General features: G+C 72.6%; 19 protein-coding genes. 11 read left to right on the top strand and 8 right to left on the bottom strand.

All coding sequences use genetic code 11. The features are described from left to right. Positions 1–191: 191 nt before the first annotated feature. On the bottom strand, positions 192–1997 hold the full coding sequence (gene aspS, locus ACZ4VL_RS37965) for an aspartate--tRNA ligase (RefSeq protein WP_468209718.1): 1806 nt from the start codon (positions 1995–1997) through the stop codon (positions 192–194). A gap of 148 nt (positions 1998–2145) precedes the next feature. Here aspS and ACZ4VL_RS37960 point away from each other — a divergent pair, with 148 nt between their 5' ends. The 8 genes from ACZ4VL_RS37960 to ACZ4VL_RS37925 all read left to right on the top strand — a co-directional run bounded on the left by ACZ4VL_RS37960 (position 2146) and on the right by ACZ4VL_RS37925 (position 11468). Next, complete coding sequence (locus ACZ4VL_RS37960) at positions 2146–4365, top strand: SpoIIE family protein phosphatase (protein WP_468209715.1); 2220 nt, start codon at positions 2146–2148, stop codon at positions 4363–4365. A gap of 132 nt (positions 4366–4497) precedes the next feature. Beyond that, a complete protein-coding gene (locus ACZ4VL_RS37955) occupies positions 4498–5568 on the top strand; it encodes an AI-2E family transporter (RefSeq protein WP_468209712.1) in 1071 nt (356 codons plus the stop codon). A 321-nt stretch (positions 5569–5889) separates the two neighbouring features. Then, positions 5890–6195, top strand: a complete 306-nt coding sequence (locus tag ACZ4VL_RS37950) for a hypothetical protein (RefSeq protein WP_468209709.1) — start codon at positions 5890–5892, stop codon at positions 6193–6195. Positions 6196–6298: 103 nt separating this feature from the next. Then, a complete protein-coding gene (locus ACZ4VL_RS37945; RefSeq protein ID WP_468209707.1) occupies positions 6299–7243 on the top strand; it encodes a hypothetical protein in 945 nt (314 codons plus the stop codon). Further along, positions 7240–7782, top strand: coding sequence for a hypothetical protein (locus ACZ4VL_RS37940; protein WP_468209705.1), 543 nt, complete (start codon positions 7240–7242; stop codon positions 7780–7782). The genes ACZ4VL_RS37945 and ACZ4VL_RS37940 overlap by 4 nt, the downstream gene beginning before the upstream one ends. A gap of 19 nt (positions 7783–7801) precedes the next feature. Then, positions 7802–9403, top strand: a complete 1602-nt coding sequence (locus tag ACZ4VL_RS37935) for an efflux RND transporter periplasmic adaptor subunit (RefSeq protein WP_468209702.1) — start codon at positions 7802–7804, stop codon at positions 9401–9403. Positions 9404–9474: 71 nt separating this feature from the next. After that, entirely contained in the window at positions 9475–10182 is a 708-nt protein-coding gene (locus ACZ4VL_RS37930) for an ABC transporter ATP-binding protein (protein WP_468209727.1), read from the top strand. Further along, entirely contained in the window at positions 10179–11468 is a 1290-nt protein-coding gene (locus tag ACZ4VL_RS37925) for an ABC transporter permease (protein WP_468209700.1), read from the top strand. The genes ACZ4VL_RS37930 and ACZ4VL_RS37925 overlap by 4 nt, the downstream gene beginning before the upstream one ends. A 123-nt stretch (positions 11469–11591) precedes the next feature. Here ACZ4VL_RS37925 and ACZ4VL_RS37920 read toward each other — a convergent pair whose 3' ends face one another. The 7 genes from ACZ4VL_RS37920 to ACZ4VL_RS37890 all read right to left on the bottom strand — a co-directional run bounded on the left by ACZ4VL_RS37920 (position 11592) and on the right by ACZ4VL_RS37890 (position 16129). Beyond that, positions 11592–12578: a pirin family protein gene (locus ACZ4VL_RS37920; protein ID WP_468209697.1), complete on the bottom strand. Its 987-nt coding sequence runs from the start codon at positions 12576–12578 to the stop codon at positions 11592–11594. Positions 12579–12715: 137 nt separating this feature from the next. Next, a complete protein-coding gene (locus ACZ4VL_RS37915; RefSeq protein ID WP_468209694.1) occupies positions 12716–13084 on the bottom strand; it encodes a hypothetical protein in 369 nt (122 codons plus the stop codon). A gap of 147 nt (positions 13085–13231) precedes the next feature. Next, positions 13232–14197, bottom strand: a complete 966-nt coding sequence (locus tag ACZ4VL_RS37910) for an ArsR/SmtB family transcription factor (RefSeq protein WP_468209692.1) — start codon at positions 14195–14197, stop codon at positions 13232–13234. Positions 14198–14312: 115 nt separating this feature from the next. After that, complete coding sequence (locus ACZ4VL_RS37905; RefSeq protein WP_361097417.1) at positions 14313–14774, bottom strand: SseB family protein; 462 nt, start codon at positions 14772–14774, stop codon at positions 14313–14315. Positions 14775–14822: 48 nt separating this feature from the next. Next, positions 14823–15029 (bottom strand): DUF397 domain-containing protein, encoded by a 207-nt coding sequence (locus ACZ4VL_RS37900; protein ID WP_468209689.1) that lies wholly within the window; start codon positions 15027–15029, stop codon positions 14823–14825. Positions 15030–15093: 64 nt separating this feature from the next. After that, the gene (locus ACZ4VL_RS37895) at positions 15094–15297 is read right to left on the bottom strand and encodes a DUF397 domain-containing protein (protein WP_361097423.1); all 204 of its coding nucleotides are present in this window, start codon (positions 15295–15297) and stop codon (positions 15094–15096) included. Further along, the gene (locus ACZ4VL_RS37890; protein ID WP_468209685.1) at positions 15278–16129 is read right to left on the bottom strand and encodes a helix-turn-helix domain-containing protein; all 852 of its coding nucleotides are present in this window, start codon (positions 16127–16129) and stop codon (positions 15278–15280) included. Before ACZ4VL_RS37890 ends, ACZ4VL_RS37895 begins: the two co-directional genes overlap by 20 nt. Before the next feature lie 112 nt (positions 16130–16241). Here ACZ4VL_RS37890 and ACZ4VL_RS37885 point away from each other — a divergent pair, with 112 nt between their 5' ends. From ACZ4VL_RS37885 to ACZ4VL_RS37875, 3 genes are all read left to right on the top strand, one after another. Continuing rightward, positions 16242–16454 (top strand): hypothetical protein, encoded by a 213-nt coding sequence (locus tag ACZ4VL_RS37885; protein ID WP_468209683.1) that lies wholly within the window; start codon positions 16242–16244, stop codon positions 16452–16454. A 26-nt stretch (positions 16455–16480) separates the two neighbouring features. Then, positions 16481–16810 (top strand): ATP-binding protein, encoded by a 330-nt coding sequence (locus ACZ4VL_RS37880; protein ID WP_468209724.1) that lies wholly within the window; start codon positions 16481–16483, stop codon positions 16808–16810. Positions 16811–16928: 118 nt separating this feature from the next. Then, positions 16929–18758 carry an acyl-CoA dehydrogenase gene (locus ACZ4VL_RS37875; RefSeq protein WP_468209721.1) on the top strand — a complete coding sequence of 610 codons (1830 nt, stop codon included), beginning with the start codon at positions 16929–16931 and terminating at the stop codon, positions 18756–18758. Positions 18759–18871 lie beyond the last annotated feature (113 nt).

The raw sequence follows: 18871 nt of genomic DNA, 5'->3' as shown, positions 1-18871 counted from the left end.
GAGGGGTGAGCCTGGGGTGCTTTGTGGGGGGGTGGGGGGGGGCGTGTTGGGAAAACCCGAAAGGGCCCACGCAACCTGCCCCCCCTCTTGGCCTCCGGGGGGGGGCCGCCGTGGTGTTGCCGTGCTGCTGCCGCGGTGCGGCGGCGCGACCGTCGGACGGCCGGGCCGTCGGGCGGCCCGGCCTGCAGCTCCTACTGGTGCTGCTTGACCGACTTCTCGACCGGCTCGGAGGTCTTCGTCTCCACCGGCTTGCGCAGCGAGATGTTCAGCTCGCGCAGGCGGGACTCCTCCAGGACGGTGGGCGCGCCCATCATCAGGTCCTGCGCGTTGCCGTTCAGCGGGAACGCGATGGTCTCGCGGATGTTCGGCTCGTCGGCGAGCAGCATCACGATGCGGTCCACGCCGGGGGCGATGCCACCGTGCGGCGGGGCGCCGAGGCGGAAGGCGCGCAGCATGCCGGCGAACTCCCGCTCGACGGTCTCGGCGTCGTAGCCGGCGATCTCGAAGGCCTTCAGCATGACCTCGGGCTCGTGGTTGCGGATGGCGCCGGAGGACAGCTCGATGCCGTTGCAGACGATGTCGTACTGCCAGGCGAGGATGTCGAGCGGGTCCTTCTCCTCCAGGTCCTTCATGCCGCCCTGCGGCATGGAGAAGGGGTTGTGCGAGAAGTCGATCTTGCCGGTCTCCTCGTCCTTCTCGTACATCGGGAAGTCGACGATCCAGCAGAACCGGAAGACGTTCTCCTCGAAGTGGCCGGCGCGCTTGGCGGCCTCGACCCGGACCGGGCCCATGATCTTGGAGACCTCGTCGAAGTCGCCGGCGCCGAAGAACACGGCGTGGCCGGCGGCCAGGCCCAGGCGCTCGGTGAGGACCTTGACGTTCTCCTCGGTGAGGAACTTGGCGATCGGGCCGGTCAGCGTGCCGTCCTCGCCGACGCGGACCCAGGCCAGGCCCTTGGCGCCGAGCGAGACGGCGTAGTCGCCGAGGCCGTCGAAGAACTTGCGCGGCTGGGCGGCGGTGTCCGGGACGGCGAGGGCGCGGACGTGCTTGCCGGCGAACGCCTTGAACTCCGACCCCTCGAAGACGTCGGTGATGTCGACGAGCTCCAGCTTGGCGCGCAGGTCGGGCTTGTCGTTGCCGTACTTCAGCATCGACTCGCGGAACGGGATCCGCGGGAAGGGGGAGGTGACCTCACGGCCGCCGCCGAACTCGGTGAAGAGCTCGGTCATCAGCTTCTCGATCGGCTGGAAGACGTCCTCCTGCTCGACGAAGGACATCTCGACGTCGAGCTGGTAGAACTCGCCCGGCGAACGGTCGGCGCGGGCGTCCTCGTCGCGGAAGCAGGGCGCGATCTGGAAGTACCGGTCGAAGCCGGAGATCATCAGCAGCTGCTTGAACTGCTGCGGGGCCTGCGGCAGCGCGTAGAACTTGCCGGGGTTCAGGCGGGACGGGACGACGAAGTCGCGCGCGCCCTCGGGGGAGGTCGCGGTGAGGATCGGGGTCGCCATCTCGTTGAAGCCGAGGGCCACCATCTTGTGGCGGATCGCGGCGATCACGGCCGAGCGCAGCATGATGTTGCGGTGCATGCGCTCGCGGCGCAGGTCGAGGAAGCGGTACTCCAGGCGCCGCTCCTCGTTCACACCGTCGTCGGTGTTGATGGTGAAGGGCAGCGGGGCGGCCGCGCCCAGCACCTCGACCTCGGCGGCCTCGATCTCGATCTCGCCGGTGGGCAGGTCGGGGTTGACGTTCTCGGTGCCGCGGGAGACGACCTTGCCGTCGACGCGGACGACGGTCTCCTTGGAGAGCTTGTCCAGGACGGCGGCGGCTGCGGTGCCGGGACGGGCGACGAGCTGCGTGATGCCGTAGTGGTCGCGCAGATCGATGAAGAGGATGCCGCCCAGGTCTCGACGATTGTGCAGCCAGCCGCTCAGCCGGACGTCGGTGTTGACGTCAGAGGCGCGGAGCTCGCCGCAGGTGTGGGACCTGTACCGATGCATCAGTCATCCAGTTCTTCGCGATACCAGGGTGGATTCAACCCTCCCAAGGTTACCGTCCGGGACGGCGGCCGCGCTGGCGCGCCCGGCGGGCTCCGCGAACGGGCACGTCTCGGCGATGGTCCCGGCGACGACCTGTAAAGATGACCGGGTGCGCACCGAGGACGTCCTGGCCGCCATCGCGACGGGCCTGTGGCGATGGGACAACGCGTCCGGGAAGGTCAGCCTCGACGGCGAGGCCGCCCGGCTGCTCGGGCTGCCCGCCGAGCCGGCCGTGCTGCCGGAGGCGGCCGTGCGGTCCCGGTTCCACCCGGTGGACTGGAACGAGATCAACGGCATCGTCAACCTGGCGGTGGCCGAGGGCACCCTCGCCGAGGCCCGGCTGCGGATCATGGACGGGGACGGGCGGGTCCTGCGGACCGTGCGCAGCCGCTCCAAGCCGGTGCAGAACCGCTCCGGCGACGGCCGCCTCGACTACGAGCTGATCGGCACCATCCAGGAGATCGCCGAGCCCCAGCCCGGCACCACCGCCGCCCACACCACCGTCACCGGCGACTGGCGGCGTTCCCGCGAGGCGTTCCTGCTGGACGCGGGGCGGGCGCTGGCCGAGGCCCGGTCGACGGCCGAGGTGCTGCGGGTCGCCGCCTCGCTGTCGATGCCCGGCTTCAGCCCCGACGGGCTGGCGGTCTTCGGGGTGGCCGGGGACCGGCTGTCGGTCATCGGCCACCACGGGCACGGGCCGGGGGACGAGGGCCCCTTCGCGGACATGCGGCTGGACACCGACTACCCGGCGGCGGAGGTCGTCCGCACCGGCCGGGCGATCTACCTGCCCACCCCCGAGGACTTCCGGCGGCGCTTCCCGGCGACCTGGCCGCTGGCCCAGCGCTTCGGCCGGGCCTCCTGGGCCTTCGTGCCGCTGGTCGTGGCCGGGCGCACCATGGGTGCCTGGCTGGCCGCGTTCAAGCACCCGGTGTCCTTCTCGCCGGACGAGCGGTCCGTACTGACCACGGTGGCCCGGATGCTGGCCCAGGCGCTGCAGCGGGCCGGGGTGGCCGAGTCGGAGCGGGAGCTGTCGACCGGGCTCCAGCGGTCGATGATGCCGACGCTGGGCCCGGACATCCCCGGCATGCAGATCGCCGCGCGGTACGTGCCGACCGGCGGCGGGCTCCAGGTCGGCGGGGACTGGTACGACGTGATCCCGCTGCCGTCGGGCCGGTTCGCGCTGGTCATCGGGGACGTGCAGGGGCACGACGTGCGGGCCGCCGGACTGATGGGCCAGCTGCGGATCGCGGTGCGCGCGTACGCCTCGGAGGGTCACCGCCCGGACGCCGTGCTCTCCCGGGCCTCCCGGTTCCTGGCCGGGCTGGGGTCCGCGGCGCAGGGCACCGGCTCGTACGGCGGCCCGGACTCCGGGCCCGATCCCGATCCGGACGGCGACGCCGACGCGGGCTTCGACTTCCGGAGCCCGCGCTTCGCGACCTGCCTGTACGTGGAGTGCGATCCGGAGACCGGGTTGCTGGAGGTGGCCCGGGCCGGGCATCCCGACCCGGCGATCCGGATGACGGACGGCACCGTGCTGATGCGGCCGACCGCCGGGGGCCTGCCGCTGGGCATCATCCCCGACACCGACTACCCGACGACCCGGTTCACGCTGGAGCCGGGCGAGACGATGCTGCTGTGCACCGACGGGCTGATCGAGACCGGCGGGCACGACCTGGACACGGGCTGGGCGCGGCTGCGGGCGGTCCTGGAGTCCGGGACGCACGGGGCTGCTCACGGGACGGACGGGACGGACAGCCTGGAGAAGCTGGCCGACCTGCTGGTGCAGGCGGTGCACGGGCCGTCCTCGCACCACACCACCGGCCCGCTCGCCGACCGACGCGAGGACGACATAGCGCTCGTCCTGCTGTGCCGGGAGGGCGCGGGCCGCGGCTGCGGGGCCCCACTGCGGCACCCGGACCGCCCCACGCGCCGCACGGTGCTGACCGTGGCGCAGGCGGAGCCGGCCCGGATCGCGGGCGCCCGCCGGCAGATCCGGGAGCTGCTGCACGACTGGGCGGACCCCGAGCAGGTGGACTCGGCGGTGCTGATGGTCTCCGAGATGGTGACCAACGTGCTCGTGCACACCGACGGCGACGCGCTGCTGGTCGCGGAGGCGGTGGGCGAGCTGGGCGGGCGCAGGCTGCGGATCGAGGTGGCGGACTCCAGCGACGAGCTGCCGCACATGCGGCATCCGGGCGAGATGGCGTCGAGCGGCCGCGGTGTGCTGCTGATGGAGATGCTGGCGGACGCGTGGGGCGTCGACCCGCGCGGCGAGGGCAAGTCGATCTGGTTCGAGCTGCACGAGCGGTCGACGCCGGAGTCCGACTGACGCACGGTCGACCCCGGAGTCCGGCCGACGCACGGTCGACGCCGGGACCCGGCTGGCGCACGGTCAAAGACGGTGGTGCGGCCGGCGAGCGGTCTGCGCCGGAGTCAGGCCGGCGCGTGGTTGGATGACCGCGTGCCCAGCTCCTCCCTGCTGCCCGAGCCCGCACGCCGCCTCGCCGCCTGGTGCGTGGTCGTCCTCCTCGTCACCGGTGTGGCCGCGGTCGGGGTCTGGCTGTGCATCGTCTTCAAGACCGCCGTCACCCCGGTCCTCCTCGCCCTCCTCGGCACGGCCCTGCTGGGGCCGCTGCACCGGCGGCTGGTCCGGATGAAGGTCAATCCGTCGCTCGCCGCGGCGCTCACCTGCCTGGCCGTGCTCGCGGTGGCCGGCGGGGCCACGTACATCATCGTCTCGGCGCTCCTCAACACCGGCGACCAGATCATCAGCGCCCTGCGGCGGGCCGGCGAGGACCTCGCCGGGCACTTCGGCGCCGCCGGGACCTCCCTGGAGGACCTGGCCTCCAACTCCAAGGACCTGCTCGCCAAGTTCGGCGGGACGGCCGCCTCCGGAGTCATCGCCGGCCTCAGCGTCGTCGCCGAGGTGATGGCCATGGCCGCCCTCGCCCTGCTGCTGATGTTCTTCTTCCTGCGCGACGCCCCACGGGCCGCCGCGGCCCTGCACGGGCTCGGCCCCCGCGGGAGGGGCGAGGTCGTCGAGGCGATGGCCCGGCGCGCCTTCGACGCCGTCGAGGGCTTCATGCGCGGCACCACCTTCATCGCCCTGATCGACGCCGTCCTCATCACCGTGGGCCTGCTGGTGCTCCGGGTGCCCGGCGCGGTCGGGCTCGGCGCCCTGGTCTTCCTCGGCGCGTACATCCCCTACCTGGGCGCCTTCCTGTCCGGCGCGCTGGCCGTCCTCGTCGCGTTCGCCGACCGGGGCTGGGTCATCGGCCTGTGGGTCGTCGCCCTCGTGGTCGCCGTACAGCTGGTGGAGGGCCACTTCCTCCAGCCGGTGATCCAGAGCCGGACCGTGCAGATGCACCCGGCGGTGGTCATGCTGGCCATCACCGCCGGCGCCAGCGTGGCCGGGATCCTCGGGATGCTGCTCTCGGTGCCGCTGGCCGCGGCCGCGTTCGGCATGGTGTCGGAGCTGCGGGCGCGCCGTCCGGGAAGCCGGCGCGGCGAGCGGCCGGAGCAAAACGAGTAGCGGGTGTTTCCGGACAACCGCGAAGCGGTTCCCGATCATCCATTAGCGGAGGAGCCCGGGCTGTCGATTTCTCGCCGCCCGCGTTTTCCAGCGCAAACACCGAAAGGGATCTGAAGACTCCGGGGAATCGTTCGACCGATCCGATACGGAGCATTCAGGCTGCTCTCGGCCACCCGGCCGAAACCCCCTGGTACGGGATTGCCGTTCGTGCCATCGTCTTTCACTGGACCGGGGGGACCAGCTCAGCGCTTGCCGCTGACGGCGGTACTGGCTCTTCCTCTCGGCTGCACCACGACGTGTCCGCTCAGAAGAGGAGACAGCGTGCGCAAGGCAGCAAGGTTCACCGCGGTCGGGCTCTCCGCCGCCGCGATCGTTCTGGGATCCGTCACCGTCGCCCACGCCGGCGACTACACCGAGGACGGGGTCCGCATCCGTTCCAACTCCACCACCTCGTCCACGACCCTGGGCCTCGGCTACAGGAGCCACACGATCACGCCCATCTGCTACAAGTCGGGCACCGTGATCAACGGCAACCAGTGGTGGGACAAGCACCGCAACAACAACACCAGCGTCACGGGCTACAGCTCGATGACCCTGCTCAGCAAGTGGGCCGCGAACCACTGCTGATCGGTGCTCGGATCCGCCCGGGGCCGGGACCGCTGGAATCGGTCCCGGCCCCGGGTGTGCCGGGCAGTGTACGACCACCAGTCCCACCATCGAAAGGCTGATCGTGCACCACGCACGCCCACGGCTGCCCCTGGCCCTGACCGCCGCCGCCGTCGCGGTGGCGGTCGCGGCGCTCGGCGCCTGCAGCGGCCCGTCGACGGAGAAGACGGGCGGGGCGGCCTCGACCGGGGGCGAGCCGCCGGTGAAGGTCACCCCGCAGCCCGACCCGGCGAACGCGGCCCTCCCACTGGACGCCTACGGTTTCGACAAGAGCCAGCAGAAAGTGCTCCAGCAGGCGCAGGACATCCTTACCGAGGCCTGTATGCGCCGTATCGGATTCGCCTCCTTCAAGAATTCGAGTACGTACGTCGCCGACCCGGACACCCGCCGGAGCACGAGCGGAATCGGCCTCGTGGACGCCGAATCGGCAAAGAAATACGGTTATCGCACGGGCGAATTGCCGAAACGCGAGGCGGGCGCCGCGGCCCAGCGCGACCCGAGCGAAACGGCCGCCCTGTTCGGCCCGCAGGACGGCGCCCCCGCACACCCGGGCGCCCCGGAGGGCGGCTGCGCGGGCGAGGCCGCCCGCAAGCTCTACCCGAAGGGCGCCAAGGGCGGCTCCGCGACCCCCGCAGGGAACGGCCTGGTCGACGAGCTCACACAGCAGGCCGGTGACCGGGCGCGCGGCGACAGCAGGGTCACCGCGGCCATCGCCCAGTGGAGCTCCTGCATGCGCGACGCGGGGTTCCAGGTGAAGACGCCCTGGGAGCTCCAGCAGATGGAGGGCACCCGCTGGACCGGGCCGGTCACCAGCGAGGAGATCACCGCCGCGACGACGGACGTGTCCTGCAAGCAGAGGACGAAGCTCTCCGACACCTGGACCGCCGTCCTGACCGCCTACCAGAACGGCCTGGTCGAGAAGCACAAACAGGACCTGGACCAGGAGAAGAAGCACCTCGGCGAGCAGGTGGCGTTCGCCGAGAAGGTCCTCAAGGACGGCGCGGCATGAGGCTCCGCCGGGCGGCGCGCGCCCTGTCCGCCGCTGCGGCGGCCCTGGCGTCCGTCCTGGTCGCCGGATGCGACACCACCCCGTCGCCCTCCACCGCGGAGGGCACGACGGCGGCCGCGGCGCCCGCGCTGCAGCCGCCGAGCCCCGAGGTGCGGCAGGCGTACGACACCTACTGGGCGACCTGGCTCGCGGCGAACCGCACGCCCGACCCGCAGGACCCGGCCATCGAACGGGTCGCCACCGGGAACCAGTTGCAGGAGCTGCGCGACAACCTCGCCCATTCCAGATCCGCGGGACAGGTCCTCCTCGGCGAGGTGGGCCACCGGATCGACGGAGTGGAGAGCCCCGGGCCCCGGTCGCTGGTGCTGCACGACTGCGTGGACCTGGACCGCTGGCTGATCCACGACGCCAGGACCGGCGAGCGCATCGACCAACTGGAGGACAAGCCCTCGCAGATGGGCGCCTTCACGCTGACCCGGGACAGCGACGGCGGCCCGTGGCGGGTGAGTTCCCTCCAGGTGATCGGCGAGAACTGCTGAGCGACGAAACGGGTTTCACGTGAAACATCAACAGCCGCCGGAGCCGGTCGTGGCGGACGAGCCCGACGAGGCCGCTGCCTCGGGGGACGAGCCCGACGCGGCAGGGGCCTCGGGGGACGAGCCCGACGAGGCCGCTGCCTCGGGGGACGAGCCCGACGAGGCCGCTGCCTCGGGGGACGAGCCCGACGCGGCAGGGGCCTCGCTGGGCCGTCGGCGCCGCATCCTGACCTGGGTCGTCGCCGGCGCCGTCGCCCTGACCGGGGCGGGCATCGCGGTCGCCGCCACCATCCGCTCCCCCGCCCAGGTCGCCGCCGACGCCGCCCCGCCGCCAGCCTCGGTGCTCGCCGACCGGGTCGAGCGTCGGGTGCTCACCTCCTCCGTGGTCGTCCGCGGCACGGTCGCCGCCGAGCAGACACTGGCCGTGTCCCCGGGCGCGGGGGCCGCCGCGGCCGCCGGCACGGGCGGCAAGCCCGTGGTCACGCGGATCAACAAGCAGCCCGGAGCGTCCGTCCAGGCGGGCGAGGTACTGGTCGAGGTGTCGGGGCGGCCCGTGTTCGCGCTGGCCGGCGCCCTACCCGTGTACCGGGACCTGAAGCCCGGCGCCACCGGCAAGGACGTGGGGCAGCTCCAGGCGGGGCTCAAGGCGCTCGGGCACCCCACCGGCAAGGACCCCTTGGGCACCTACGGCGCCGGCACCAAGGCGGCGGTCACCGCGCTCTACGCCGCGCTGGGCCACACGCCCCGCCCCGCCGACCCCGGGGACGCGGAGAAGCTCCAGGCGGCGGAGGACGCGGCCGACACCGCGCAGCGGCAGGTCACCACGGCCAAGGCCGCCCTCGCCAAGGCCACGTCGGGCGCCGGCGCGGACACCGCGGAGGCGCAGCAACAGCTCGCCTTCGCCCAGGCCGACCTGGCCAAGGCCACCGGCCGGCTGGAGGCGGCACGGTCGGCCTCCGGCCCGATGGTCCCGGCGGACGAGCTCGTCTTCGTCAAGGGCTTCCCGGCGCGCGTGGACGCGGTCAAGGCGGCGGTGGGCGAGCCGGCCCCGGAGGGGCTGCTGACCCTGTCCGCGGGCGCGCCGGTGATCCGCTCCTCCCTCCCGGCCCACCAGAAGGACCTGGTCAAGGCCGGGATGAAGGTGGAGGTGCTGTCGGAGGCCACCGGGCTGACCGCCACCGGGACCGTCGCCTCGGTGGCCACCGCCCCGACCCCGGCGACCGGCGGATCAGGGGCGTCCGGGCCCGGGGCGGGCGCCCCGGACGGGGCAGGCTCCGGCGGGAACGCCCCGGGCGGGGGCGCGGACGCCGGCGGGTACGCCCTGACGGTCACCCCGGACCTGGCGCTCGACGCCCGCCTCTCGGGGCAGGGCGTACGGCTGACGGTGACGGCCGCCTCCTCGGGCGAACCGGTCCTGGTCGTGCCGCTGTCCGCGGTGTCGGCGGGGGCCGACGGGCGGACCACGGTCACGGTGCTCGGCAAGGACCCGGCCGCGGCGGGCGAGCGGCGGCGCGTCGAGGTCCGGGCGGGGATGTCCGCCGACGGGATGGTCCAGGTCGAGCCGCTCGGCGGCGGTGCGCTCGCCGACGGGGACCGGGTCCTGGTCGCCCAGGCGAAGCCGTGACCGCGCCCGGGCCCACCCGAGGCCCTTCGGACGCGGACCGTTCGGACCCGGGCACCGCTGCCGCAGACCCCATCGCCGCGGAGGCCCCCGCCGCGGGCCCTGCGCCGGTCGTCCGGTTCGAGGGCGTCGGGCTCACCTACCCCGGCCCGCCGCCCGTCGAGGCGCTGCGGCCCTGCGAGCTGACGGTGGAGCGCGGCGAGTACGTCACCGTCGTCGGCCCCTCGGGCTCCGGGAAGTCGACGTTCCTGAACGTCGCGGGTCTGATCGACGCCCCCACCGCCGGCCGCTACCTGCTCGACGGCATCGACACCGGCGCCCTGCGCGACCGCGACCGCACGGCCCTGCGCGGGCAGCGCATCGGGTTCGTCTTCCAGTCCTTCCACCTGCTGCCGCACCGCAGCGCACTGGAGAACGTCCTCCTCGCGATGGTCTACAACGGCGTCCCGCGCGGACAGCGCACCCGCCGGGCCCGTACGGCGCTGGAGCGGGTCGGCCTCGGCCACCGCAGCGGCCACCTGCCGACCCGGATGTCCGGCGGCGAGCGCCAGCGCGTGGCCATCGCCCGCGCGCTGGTCTCCGAGCCCTCGCTGCTGCTGTGCGACGAGCCGACCGGCAACCTGGACACGGCGACCGCCGGCGCCGTCCTGGCCCTGCTGGACGAGTTGCACGCCGACGGGCTGACCCTGCTGGTCATCACGCACGACCCGCACGTCGCGGCGCGGGGCCGGCGCACGGTGGCCATCCGCGACGGGGTGCTGAGCGAGGTGGTCCCGGCATGAGGCGGCCCCGCGGGAGCACCGGCCGGTGGCGCGGGAGACGCGGCACGGACGGCGCGACCCCGGCCGTCGTCCCGTCCCGGCTGTCGGCGCGGGACCTGCTGTCCGAGGCGCTCGCCGGAATGCTCCAGCGGCCCGCCCGCTCGGCGCTCACGGGCCTCGGCACGGTCCTGGGCGTCGGCACGTTCGTGGCGATCCTGGGCCTGACGGCCACCGCGTCCTCGCAGATCGACGGCCGCTTCAACGCCATGACGGCCACCGAGGTCGGCGTCCGGGACACCGCGGGCGGCGGGGACCCGCAGCTCGCCCGGCAGGTGCCCAACGCCTTCCCGAAGGACGCCGACGCCCGGGCGGGCGCCCTCAACGGGGTCAGCGCCGCCGGGGTGTTCTGGCCGGTGCCGCTCGGCACGACGACCGTACGGTCCGCCCCGGTCGCCGGGGCCACGGGCGAGCGGATCCCGGTCGTCGCCGCCTCCCCCGGCATGCTGCGCGCCGCCGGGCTCTCGCTCGGCGCCGGCCGGGCCTACGACGCCTTCCACGACGGACGCGCCGAGCAGGTCGCGGTGGTGGGCTCGGCGATGGCGGCCCGGCTGGGCATCACCACGCTGGAGAGCCGCCCCGCGGTGTTCATCGGCGACCACCCGTTCACCGTGATCGGCATCGCGGACGGCGCCGAGCGCAAACCGGACCTGCTGCTGTCGGTGATCGTGCCCCGGGGCACCGCGGAACGCCTGTGGGGGCCGCCCGACAACGCCCAGCGGGCCGCGATGCTGGTGGTGACCGAGCTGGGCGCGGCCCGGCAGGTGGCCTCCGAGCTGCCGCTCGCGCTGCGCCCGGACCACCCCGACTGGCTGACCCCGGCGCCACCACCGGACCCGCGGACGCTGCGCACCGCAGTGACCTCCGACCTGGACCAGCTGTTCCTGCTGCTGGCCGCGATCTGCCTGGTCATCGGGGCGGTGGGGATCGCGAACACCACCCTCGTCGCCGTCCTGGAGCGGACCGGGGAGATCGGGCTGCGCCGGGCCCTGGGCGCGCGCGGGCGGCACATCACCGCCCAGTTCCTGGCCGAGTCGGCCGCGCAGGGCACGGTCGGCGGCCTGGTCGGCACCACGCTGGGCACCCTGACGGTGGTCGGGGTGTCCGCGCTGCGCGACTGGACCCCGGTGATGTCACCGCTGACGGTCGCCGTGGCGCCGCTGATCGGCCTCGTCACCGGGGTCCTCGCCGGGCTGTACCCGGCCTGGCGGGCCTCCCGCACCCAGCCCGCCGAGGCGCTGCGCCGCTGAACGCTCCGCGGAAACCGCCGCGACGGGCCGGCGATCGTCTGCGGGCCCGTCGCGGCTGGTCGCGCAGTTCCCCGCGCCCCTTTCGGGGCGCTGCCGAACCTCGGCCGACACCACCCCAACCGGTCAGGAGTGCTGCTCCGCGGTGCTCGTGCGCTCCCGGGCGGTGGTGGGGATGGTGCCCAGTCGGCCCGCCTGGAAGTCGTCGAACGCCTGCTGGAGCTCCTGGCGGCTGTTCATGACGAACGGCCCGTAGTGCGCCATGGGCTCCCGGATCGGGCGACCGCCCAGCAGGACGATCTCCAGGTCCGGGGTGTGGGAGTCCTGGGAGGCCTCCGCACGGAAGGTGAGGGAGCCGCCCTCGCCGAACACCGCCGTCTGCCCGGTCTCGATCGGCCGCCGGTCGGTGCCGACGCTGCCGCGCCCGGCCATGACGTACGCGAGGGCGTTGAAGTCCTCGCGCCACGGCAGGGTGATCTGGGCGCCGGGCCGGACCGTCGCGTGGATCATCGTGATCGGGGTGTGGGTGATGCCCGGGCCGCTGTGGCCGTCGATCTCACCGGCGATCACGCGGAGCAGGGCGCCGCCGTCGGGGGTGGTCAGCAGCTTGACCTTGCCGCCGCCGATGTCCTGGTAGCGCGGGGGCATCATCTTGTCGGAGGCCGGCAGGTTCACCCACAGCTGGAGGCCGTGGAAGAGCCCGCCGCTGACGACGAGGGACTCCGGCGGGGCCTCGATGTGCAGCAGGCCCGCGCCGGCGGTCATCCACTGGGTGTCACCGCCGTTGATGACTCCGCCGCCGCCGTTGCTGTCCTGGTGGACGAAGGTTCCGTCGATCAGGTACGTGACCGTCTCGAAGCCGCGGTGCGGGTGCCAGGGGGTGCCCTTGGGCTCGCCCGGCGCGTACTCCACCTCGCCCATCTGGTCCATCATGATGAACGGGTCGAGGTGGCGGTAGTTGATGCCGGCGAAGGCGCGGCGCACCGGGAAACCCTCGCCCTCGAAGCCGCTCGGCGCGGTCACGACGGCCAGCACCTTACGGGCGGCGGTCTCCTGGGACGGCTCTGCGACGCGGGGGAGCGTCAACGGGTTCTCGACAGTCACTGCAGGCATGGTCGGCCTCCTTCTGCTCCGAGTTTAGTTGAAACCCGAACTTTCTGCCACCCGCCTCAACGGAACCGGCCCCGGGGACATTCCCCGGGGCCGCACTGCTCCGAACCCGCCGGTCGGATCGCCGGCCGGTCGGCCGGTCAGGGCCCGATGCGGACCGAGTTGATCGGCGTCAGGTTCTTGTCCATGTAGTGGCCGGCGGGCAGGTGGCCGGAGGAGCACCCTGCGCCGTTGTAGCCCGTGCAGGTCCAGAACTTCCAGCCGTCGGTCTGGTTGTTGAAGATCCGGTGGTTCCCGTACATGTCGGAGAGGTTGTGCCAGCCCGCGCTGTCCTCCTTCCAGATGATCGGCGAGTTCTCGCTGGTCGTCGCGTAGATGCACACGTAGCCCAGCGGGCAGTCCGACCAGGCCGCCTGGGCCGGGCCCGCGGCCAGCAGCCCGGCGCCCAGCGCCAGGGCGCCGGTGGCCGCCGCGGCGGCGAGCTTCGTGCGGATCGACATGCGTGCCATGCGTGTGTCCTCCTCGTCGTGGGAGCAGGAGGCGGATCCCCCGTCGTCGCGCGTCGCCGCGCCCGCCCCCTGCGGCACCGATCCTCGGTCGCGGACCGCCGCCCCCGCGATGGTTTCGGGCCCCGCCGAAACGTTCCCGCGCGGCGGTCAGCGGCCGCTGTGCAGGAGGTCCACGCCGAGCGCCGTGGCCGAGTGCAGGACGGCCTTGCCGTCGCGCTCGGTGGTGATCAGCCCGGCCGCGCGCAGGGTGCGGGTGTGCTCGGACACCGAGGGGAGGCTGATGTCGAGGTCCCGGGCCAGCTCGCTGGTGGTGCGCTGCTCCACCAGTTGCCGGAGCACGGCCGCCCGTGTCCGGCCCAGCAGTGCGTCCAGCGGCCCGGCCACCGCCCCGCCGGGCGCGACCAGCGGCAGCGGGGTCAGCGCCGGGTACAGCAGGACGTGCCCGCCCGAGGGGTGGCCGGCCAGCAGTGGGCGGCCCGTCCAGAACGACGAGGGCATCAGCACCAGCCCGCGGCCGCCCAGCCGGGCCTCGTAGTGCGGGGGTGCGGCCACCTCGAAGACCGTGCCGTTCCAGCCGGCCCGCGGGTGGAGGCCGGCGAGGCAGGCCCGGATGCCGTGGGCGGCGAGGAGCCGGGTGCGCCAGGCCACGTCGGCCTGGAAGGACTGCCGGATGCGCGGCCAGTGCGGGGCGACCACGGCCTCGTACGCGGATCGCAGCGCGCCGTCGAGCCGGGCCCACTCGTCCCGGTCCCCCGCCCACAGTGCGTGCAGCCAGGACGGTGAACCGGGCACCCGGGCCGCGGCGCGGTGCAGTTCCGCGCCGGTGAGGCGGCGGCCGGCCGCGGCGGCCACGTCGGCGAGGCCCTCGTCCAGGGTCCGGGCGTACGGCTCGACGAACGGCGGGTTGTCGCCGTCGGGCCGGAGCAGGTCGAACAGCGGCCGGGCCCGGCCGGGCAGCTCGCGCAGGGCCCGGGTGCGCCACCGGCCGAAAACCGCCGGTGCGTCGGTGCGCTGGACGGCGGTGAGGGCCAGCCCGAGCTCCACCAGTGGCAGCGGTTCGGGCGCGAAGGTCACCTGGAACAGGTCCTCGGCCGTGAAGTGCACCCTCAGCATCGCCCGCCCCCCGGCCGTGCGTCCGCCTCCGTACGCCCCCGTACGCCTTCTGCACGCGCCCCCGCGCGCCCCCACGCGCCGCCGCCCCGTGCGTGCCCGGGCGGCGTCCGCCGCGTCAGCCGTACATGCGGCGCATCGCGAAGTCGACCATCTGCTCCACGGCCTTCGCGTCGAAGACCATCCGGTGGTCGCCCTCCATGTCGAGGACGAAGCCGTACCCGGTGGGCAGCAGGTCGATCACCTCGGCGCCGGTGATGACGAAGTACTTGGACTCCTTGCCGGCGTACCGGCGGAGCTCCTTGAGCGTGGTGAACATGGGGATGACCGGCTGCTGCGTGTTGTGCAGCGCCAGGAAGCCCGGGGTGTCGCCGCGGGGGCAGTAGACCTTCGAGGTGGCGAAGATCTGCTGGAAGTCCTCGGCGGACAGCGACCCGGTCGTGAAGGCCCGCACCGCGTCGGCGAGCGACGGCGGCGAGGGCTCGGGGTACAGCGGCTGCTCGTACCCCGCCCCGGGCATGGGCTGCTGCGGCGGGGCGTACTGCTGCTGGGCACCCGGGTTCTGGTCGTAGCCGTACATGTCCGCCAGCCTACCGAGGGCGGGTGCCCGCCCAGCGCCCGGATCCGGTCAGAGGGTCCGCTTGATCCCGTCCACGAACGCCACCCAGGCCCCGGCCGTCACCACGACCACCGCCCCGCCCGACCTCTTGGAGTCCCGCACGGGCACCACCCCGGGCAGCCCGTCGGCGACCTCGACGCAGACCCCGCCGTCGGTGTTGCTGTGGCTGCTCTTGCGCCAGCGGGCCGACGCCAGGTCGATCTCAGTGCTTGCCATTCGGAAGTCCTCCGCGGGTAGCGACCCGACGGCCGGGGCTGCCCGCCGGGTTGCCGGGATCCGGTCAGGGTGCCTTGAGGGCCGCGACGAAGGGGACCCATGCGTCCGCGGTCACGATGATGACGCCTCCTTCAGGCCTCTTGGAGTCGCGCACAGGTACCAGCGTTGGTAGGCCGTCGGCGACCTCAAGACAGTCTCCGCCGGTGCCGTTGCTGTAGCTGCTCTTACGCCAGCATGCCGATGTCAGGTCAATCTCGGTGCTTTCCATGTCGAAAGTCCTCTGCAACTGCTTCGATCCTGGCCAGGGAAGCCTCAGGTGACAGCGCGGCAGCCCTCAGTAGATCGTATGACCTGCGGTACTCCTGAACGAGCGCTGGATAGTCGATGAGTTGCCCGCTGTGCAGGCTCTCGGTGTACACCACCGGTGGAGCGTCCGAGAACGTCATGATCTTTGCCATGCCCATCATGAACGGGTGGGCGGCCGAGGTTTCCGGGACGATCTGCAAAATGGAGCGAGTGCCGCGGACCGTTCCGGCGATGTGCTCCAATAACTCGGCCATCGCCTCAGCGGTCACGACCTGCCGACGAAGCAGCGATTCGTCCAGGATCACCCAGTACGCAGGGGGCCCGTCCCCGTCGAACAGCCGAGCCCGGGCCATGCGGGCATCGACCTTTTCCTCGACCTCGCTCTCGCGTGCCCGCGGCATGGCAGCTCGCGTGAGCGCCCGCGCGTACGGCGGTGTCTGCAGCAGCCCAGGAACGAGCATCGGCGCCCACTCCTCGATCGTCTCGGCGTACGGCTCCATCTCTGCCACGTCCGCGAAGTACTCCGCGTGCCCGGACTGCTTCGCCTTGCGCGCATCTTCACAGCGGCGCTCGAAAAAGCCGTCCGTGCCCAGCTTCGTGTCGACGTGCCGGGCCAGATCCAGCGGCATCCGGCGCTCGCCGCGCTCGATCTGGCTCAGGAACGGGACGCCCCGGAAGCTGCCTGCCGCCAGTTGCTCAAGCGTGAGCCCGGCAACCTCCCGCTTGTAGCGCAGCTCGGCGCCGTAGAACGACGGCACGTTCGCAGACGCGTCGGGGTTCTTGCGAGGGGGCACGACACCACCACCATTTGCCACTTGCCCAGCGCAACCAGAAGCCCTTCCCACGCTACGCCGAGCGACGCCAACCTGTAAGCGGTTCGTCACAGTCCGCACAGGAAGGCCCCCCATGAGCGACCCCGCCGCCGACCGCCAGGCGATCGACGCGCTGATCGAGTTGCGCGCCGCCCTCGCCGCGCACGGGATCACGCTGCCCTCCCTCGACCTCCACCTCCCCTCCTACGCCGGCACGTACGACACCCCGCCGCTGATCTGCCTCGGCAACTGCAACGTCGGCACCGCCGGCCGCCTCGCCGCCGCGCTCCGCGCCCACCGCCGGTGAGGCCGTTCACCGTGGGGCTGCCCGCCGTGCCGAAGGCGGTCCCGGAGCTCCGCCTCGCCGTGCGCGAGCACCTCGGCAGGCCGTGTCCCGAGCTCCAGCTCTGCGTCACGGAGCTGCTGACCAACGTGATCACCCACCTCGGGGAGGGCACCCCCGTCACCCTGCGCATCACCGGAAGGGCAACCCGTACGCGGGTCGAGCTCACCGATCCCGACCCGCAGAAGTGGCCCACGCCCCGCCGGGCGACCGGCACCGACGAGTCGGGGAGGGGGCTCGCCCTGCTGGACGCCGTGACGCTGCGGTGGGGCGTCGACCGGGGGGACGACGGCACCAAGACCGTGTGGTGCGAGTTTTGACCCTGGTCACAGTGCCCGGGCAAGGGGTTGCTTCTTATTACCGACGGGTAGCATCATGACGTTACCGATTGGTATGTACGAGGAACCCGTCTTCCCGAGCCTTAACGGAGCCGTCGCCATGGGGCACTACAAGTCGAATCTCCGCGACATCGAGTTCAACCTCTTCGAGGTGCTCGGCCGCGACAAGCTGTACGGCACCGGCCCGTTCGGCGAGATGGACACCGAGACCGCCAAGAGCATCCTGTCCGAGATCGCCCGCCTCGCCGAGAACGAGCTGGCCGAGTCCTTCGCGGACGCCGACCGCAACCCGCCGGTCTTCGACCCGGCCACCAACACGGCTCCGGTCCCGGCCTCCTTCAAGAAGAGCTACGACGCCTTCATGGAGTCGGAGTACTGGCGGCTCGGCCTGCCCGAGGAGATCGGCGGCACCACCTCGCCCCGCTCCCTGATCTGGGCCTACGCGGAGCTGCTGCTCGGCTCGAACCCGGCCGTGTGGATGTACGCCTCCGGCCCGGCCTTCGCCGGCGTCCTGCACACCGAGGGCAACGAGGCGCAGAAGCGCGTCGCGCAGATCGCCGTCGAGAAGCGCTGGGGCTCCACCATGGTCCTCACCGAGCCGGACGCCGGCTCGGACGTCGGCGCCGGCCGCACCAAGGCGGTCCAGCAGGCGGACGGCTCCTGGCACATCGAGGGCGTCAAGCGCTTCATCACGTCCGGTGAGCACGACATGGAGGAGAACATCCTCCACTACGTCCTCGCCCGCCCCGAGGGCCACGGCCCGGGCACCAAGGGCCTGTCGCTCTTCCTCGTCCCGAAGTTCGAGTTCGACTGGGAGACCGGCGAGCTGGGCGAGCGCAACGGCGTCTACGCGACGAACGTCGAGCACAAGATGGGCCTCAAGGCCTCCAACACGTGCGAGATGACCTTCGGCGACCAGCACCCCGCCAAGGGCTGGCTGATCGGCGACAAGCACGACGGCATCCGCCAGATGTTCATGATCATCGAGTTCGCCCGCATGATGGTCGGCACGAAGGCGATCTCCACCCTCTCCACGGGCTACCTGAACGCCCTGGAGTACGCCAAGGAGCGCGTGCAGGGCCCGGACCTGGCGAACTTCATGGACAAGACCGCGCCCAAGGTCACCATCACGCACCACCCGGACGTCCGCCGCTCGCTGATGACGCAGAAGGCGTACGCCGAGGGCATGCGTTCCCTCGTCCTCTACACGGCCTCCGTGCAGGACGAGATCGCGGTCAAGGAGGCGGCCGGCGAGGACGCCAAGACCCTGCACGGCCTGAACGACCTGCTGCTCCCGATCGTCAAGGGCTACGGCTCCGAGAAGGGCTACGAGCAGCTCGCGCAGTCGCTCCAGACCTTCGGCGGCTCCGGCTTCCTGCAGGAGTACCCGATCGAGCAGTACATCCGCGACGCCAAGATCGACACCCTGTACGAGGGCACCACCGCGATCCAGGGCCAGGACTTCTTCTTCCGGAAGATCGTCCGCGACCAGGGCGCCTCCCTGAACATCCTCTCCGAGGAGATCAAGAAGTTCCTCGCCCAGGGCGAGGGCGGCGAGGACCTGGCCGGCGCCCGCGACGCGCTCGCCAAGGCGGCCGTCGACCTCGAGGGCATCGTCGGCCAGATGATCACCGACCTCACCGCCACCGGCGAGGACGTCAGGAACATCTACAAGGTCGGCCAGAACACCACCCGCCTGCTGATGGCCTCCGGTGACGTGGTCGTCGGATACCTGCTGCTCAAGGGCGCGGCCGTGGCCGCCGAGAAGCTGGCGGCGGGCGCCACCGGCAAGGACGTCGCCTTCTACCAGGGCAAGATCGCGGCGGCGAAGTTCTTCGCCTCGCAGATGCTGCCGGGCGTCTCGGTGCAGCGCGCGCTGGCCGAGGCCGTCGACAACTCGCTGATGGACCTCGACGAGGCCGTCTTCTAGTCCCCGTCGGCGCACCCGGAGCGGGGGGGGGGGGGGGGGGGGGGGGGGGGGGGGGGGGTGGTTTTTTTTGAGCGTCTGGCCTCTCCGGTAGGGCAGAGGGGCGTCGTGCGGGA

The sequence above is a fragment of the Streptomyces sp. NPDC029014 genome (genome assembly GCF_055564695.1).
Note: the sequence above shows the minus strand (reverse complement) of the source record. Positions and strands in the feature narration are given on the sequence as shown.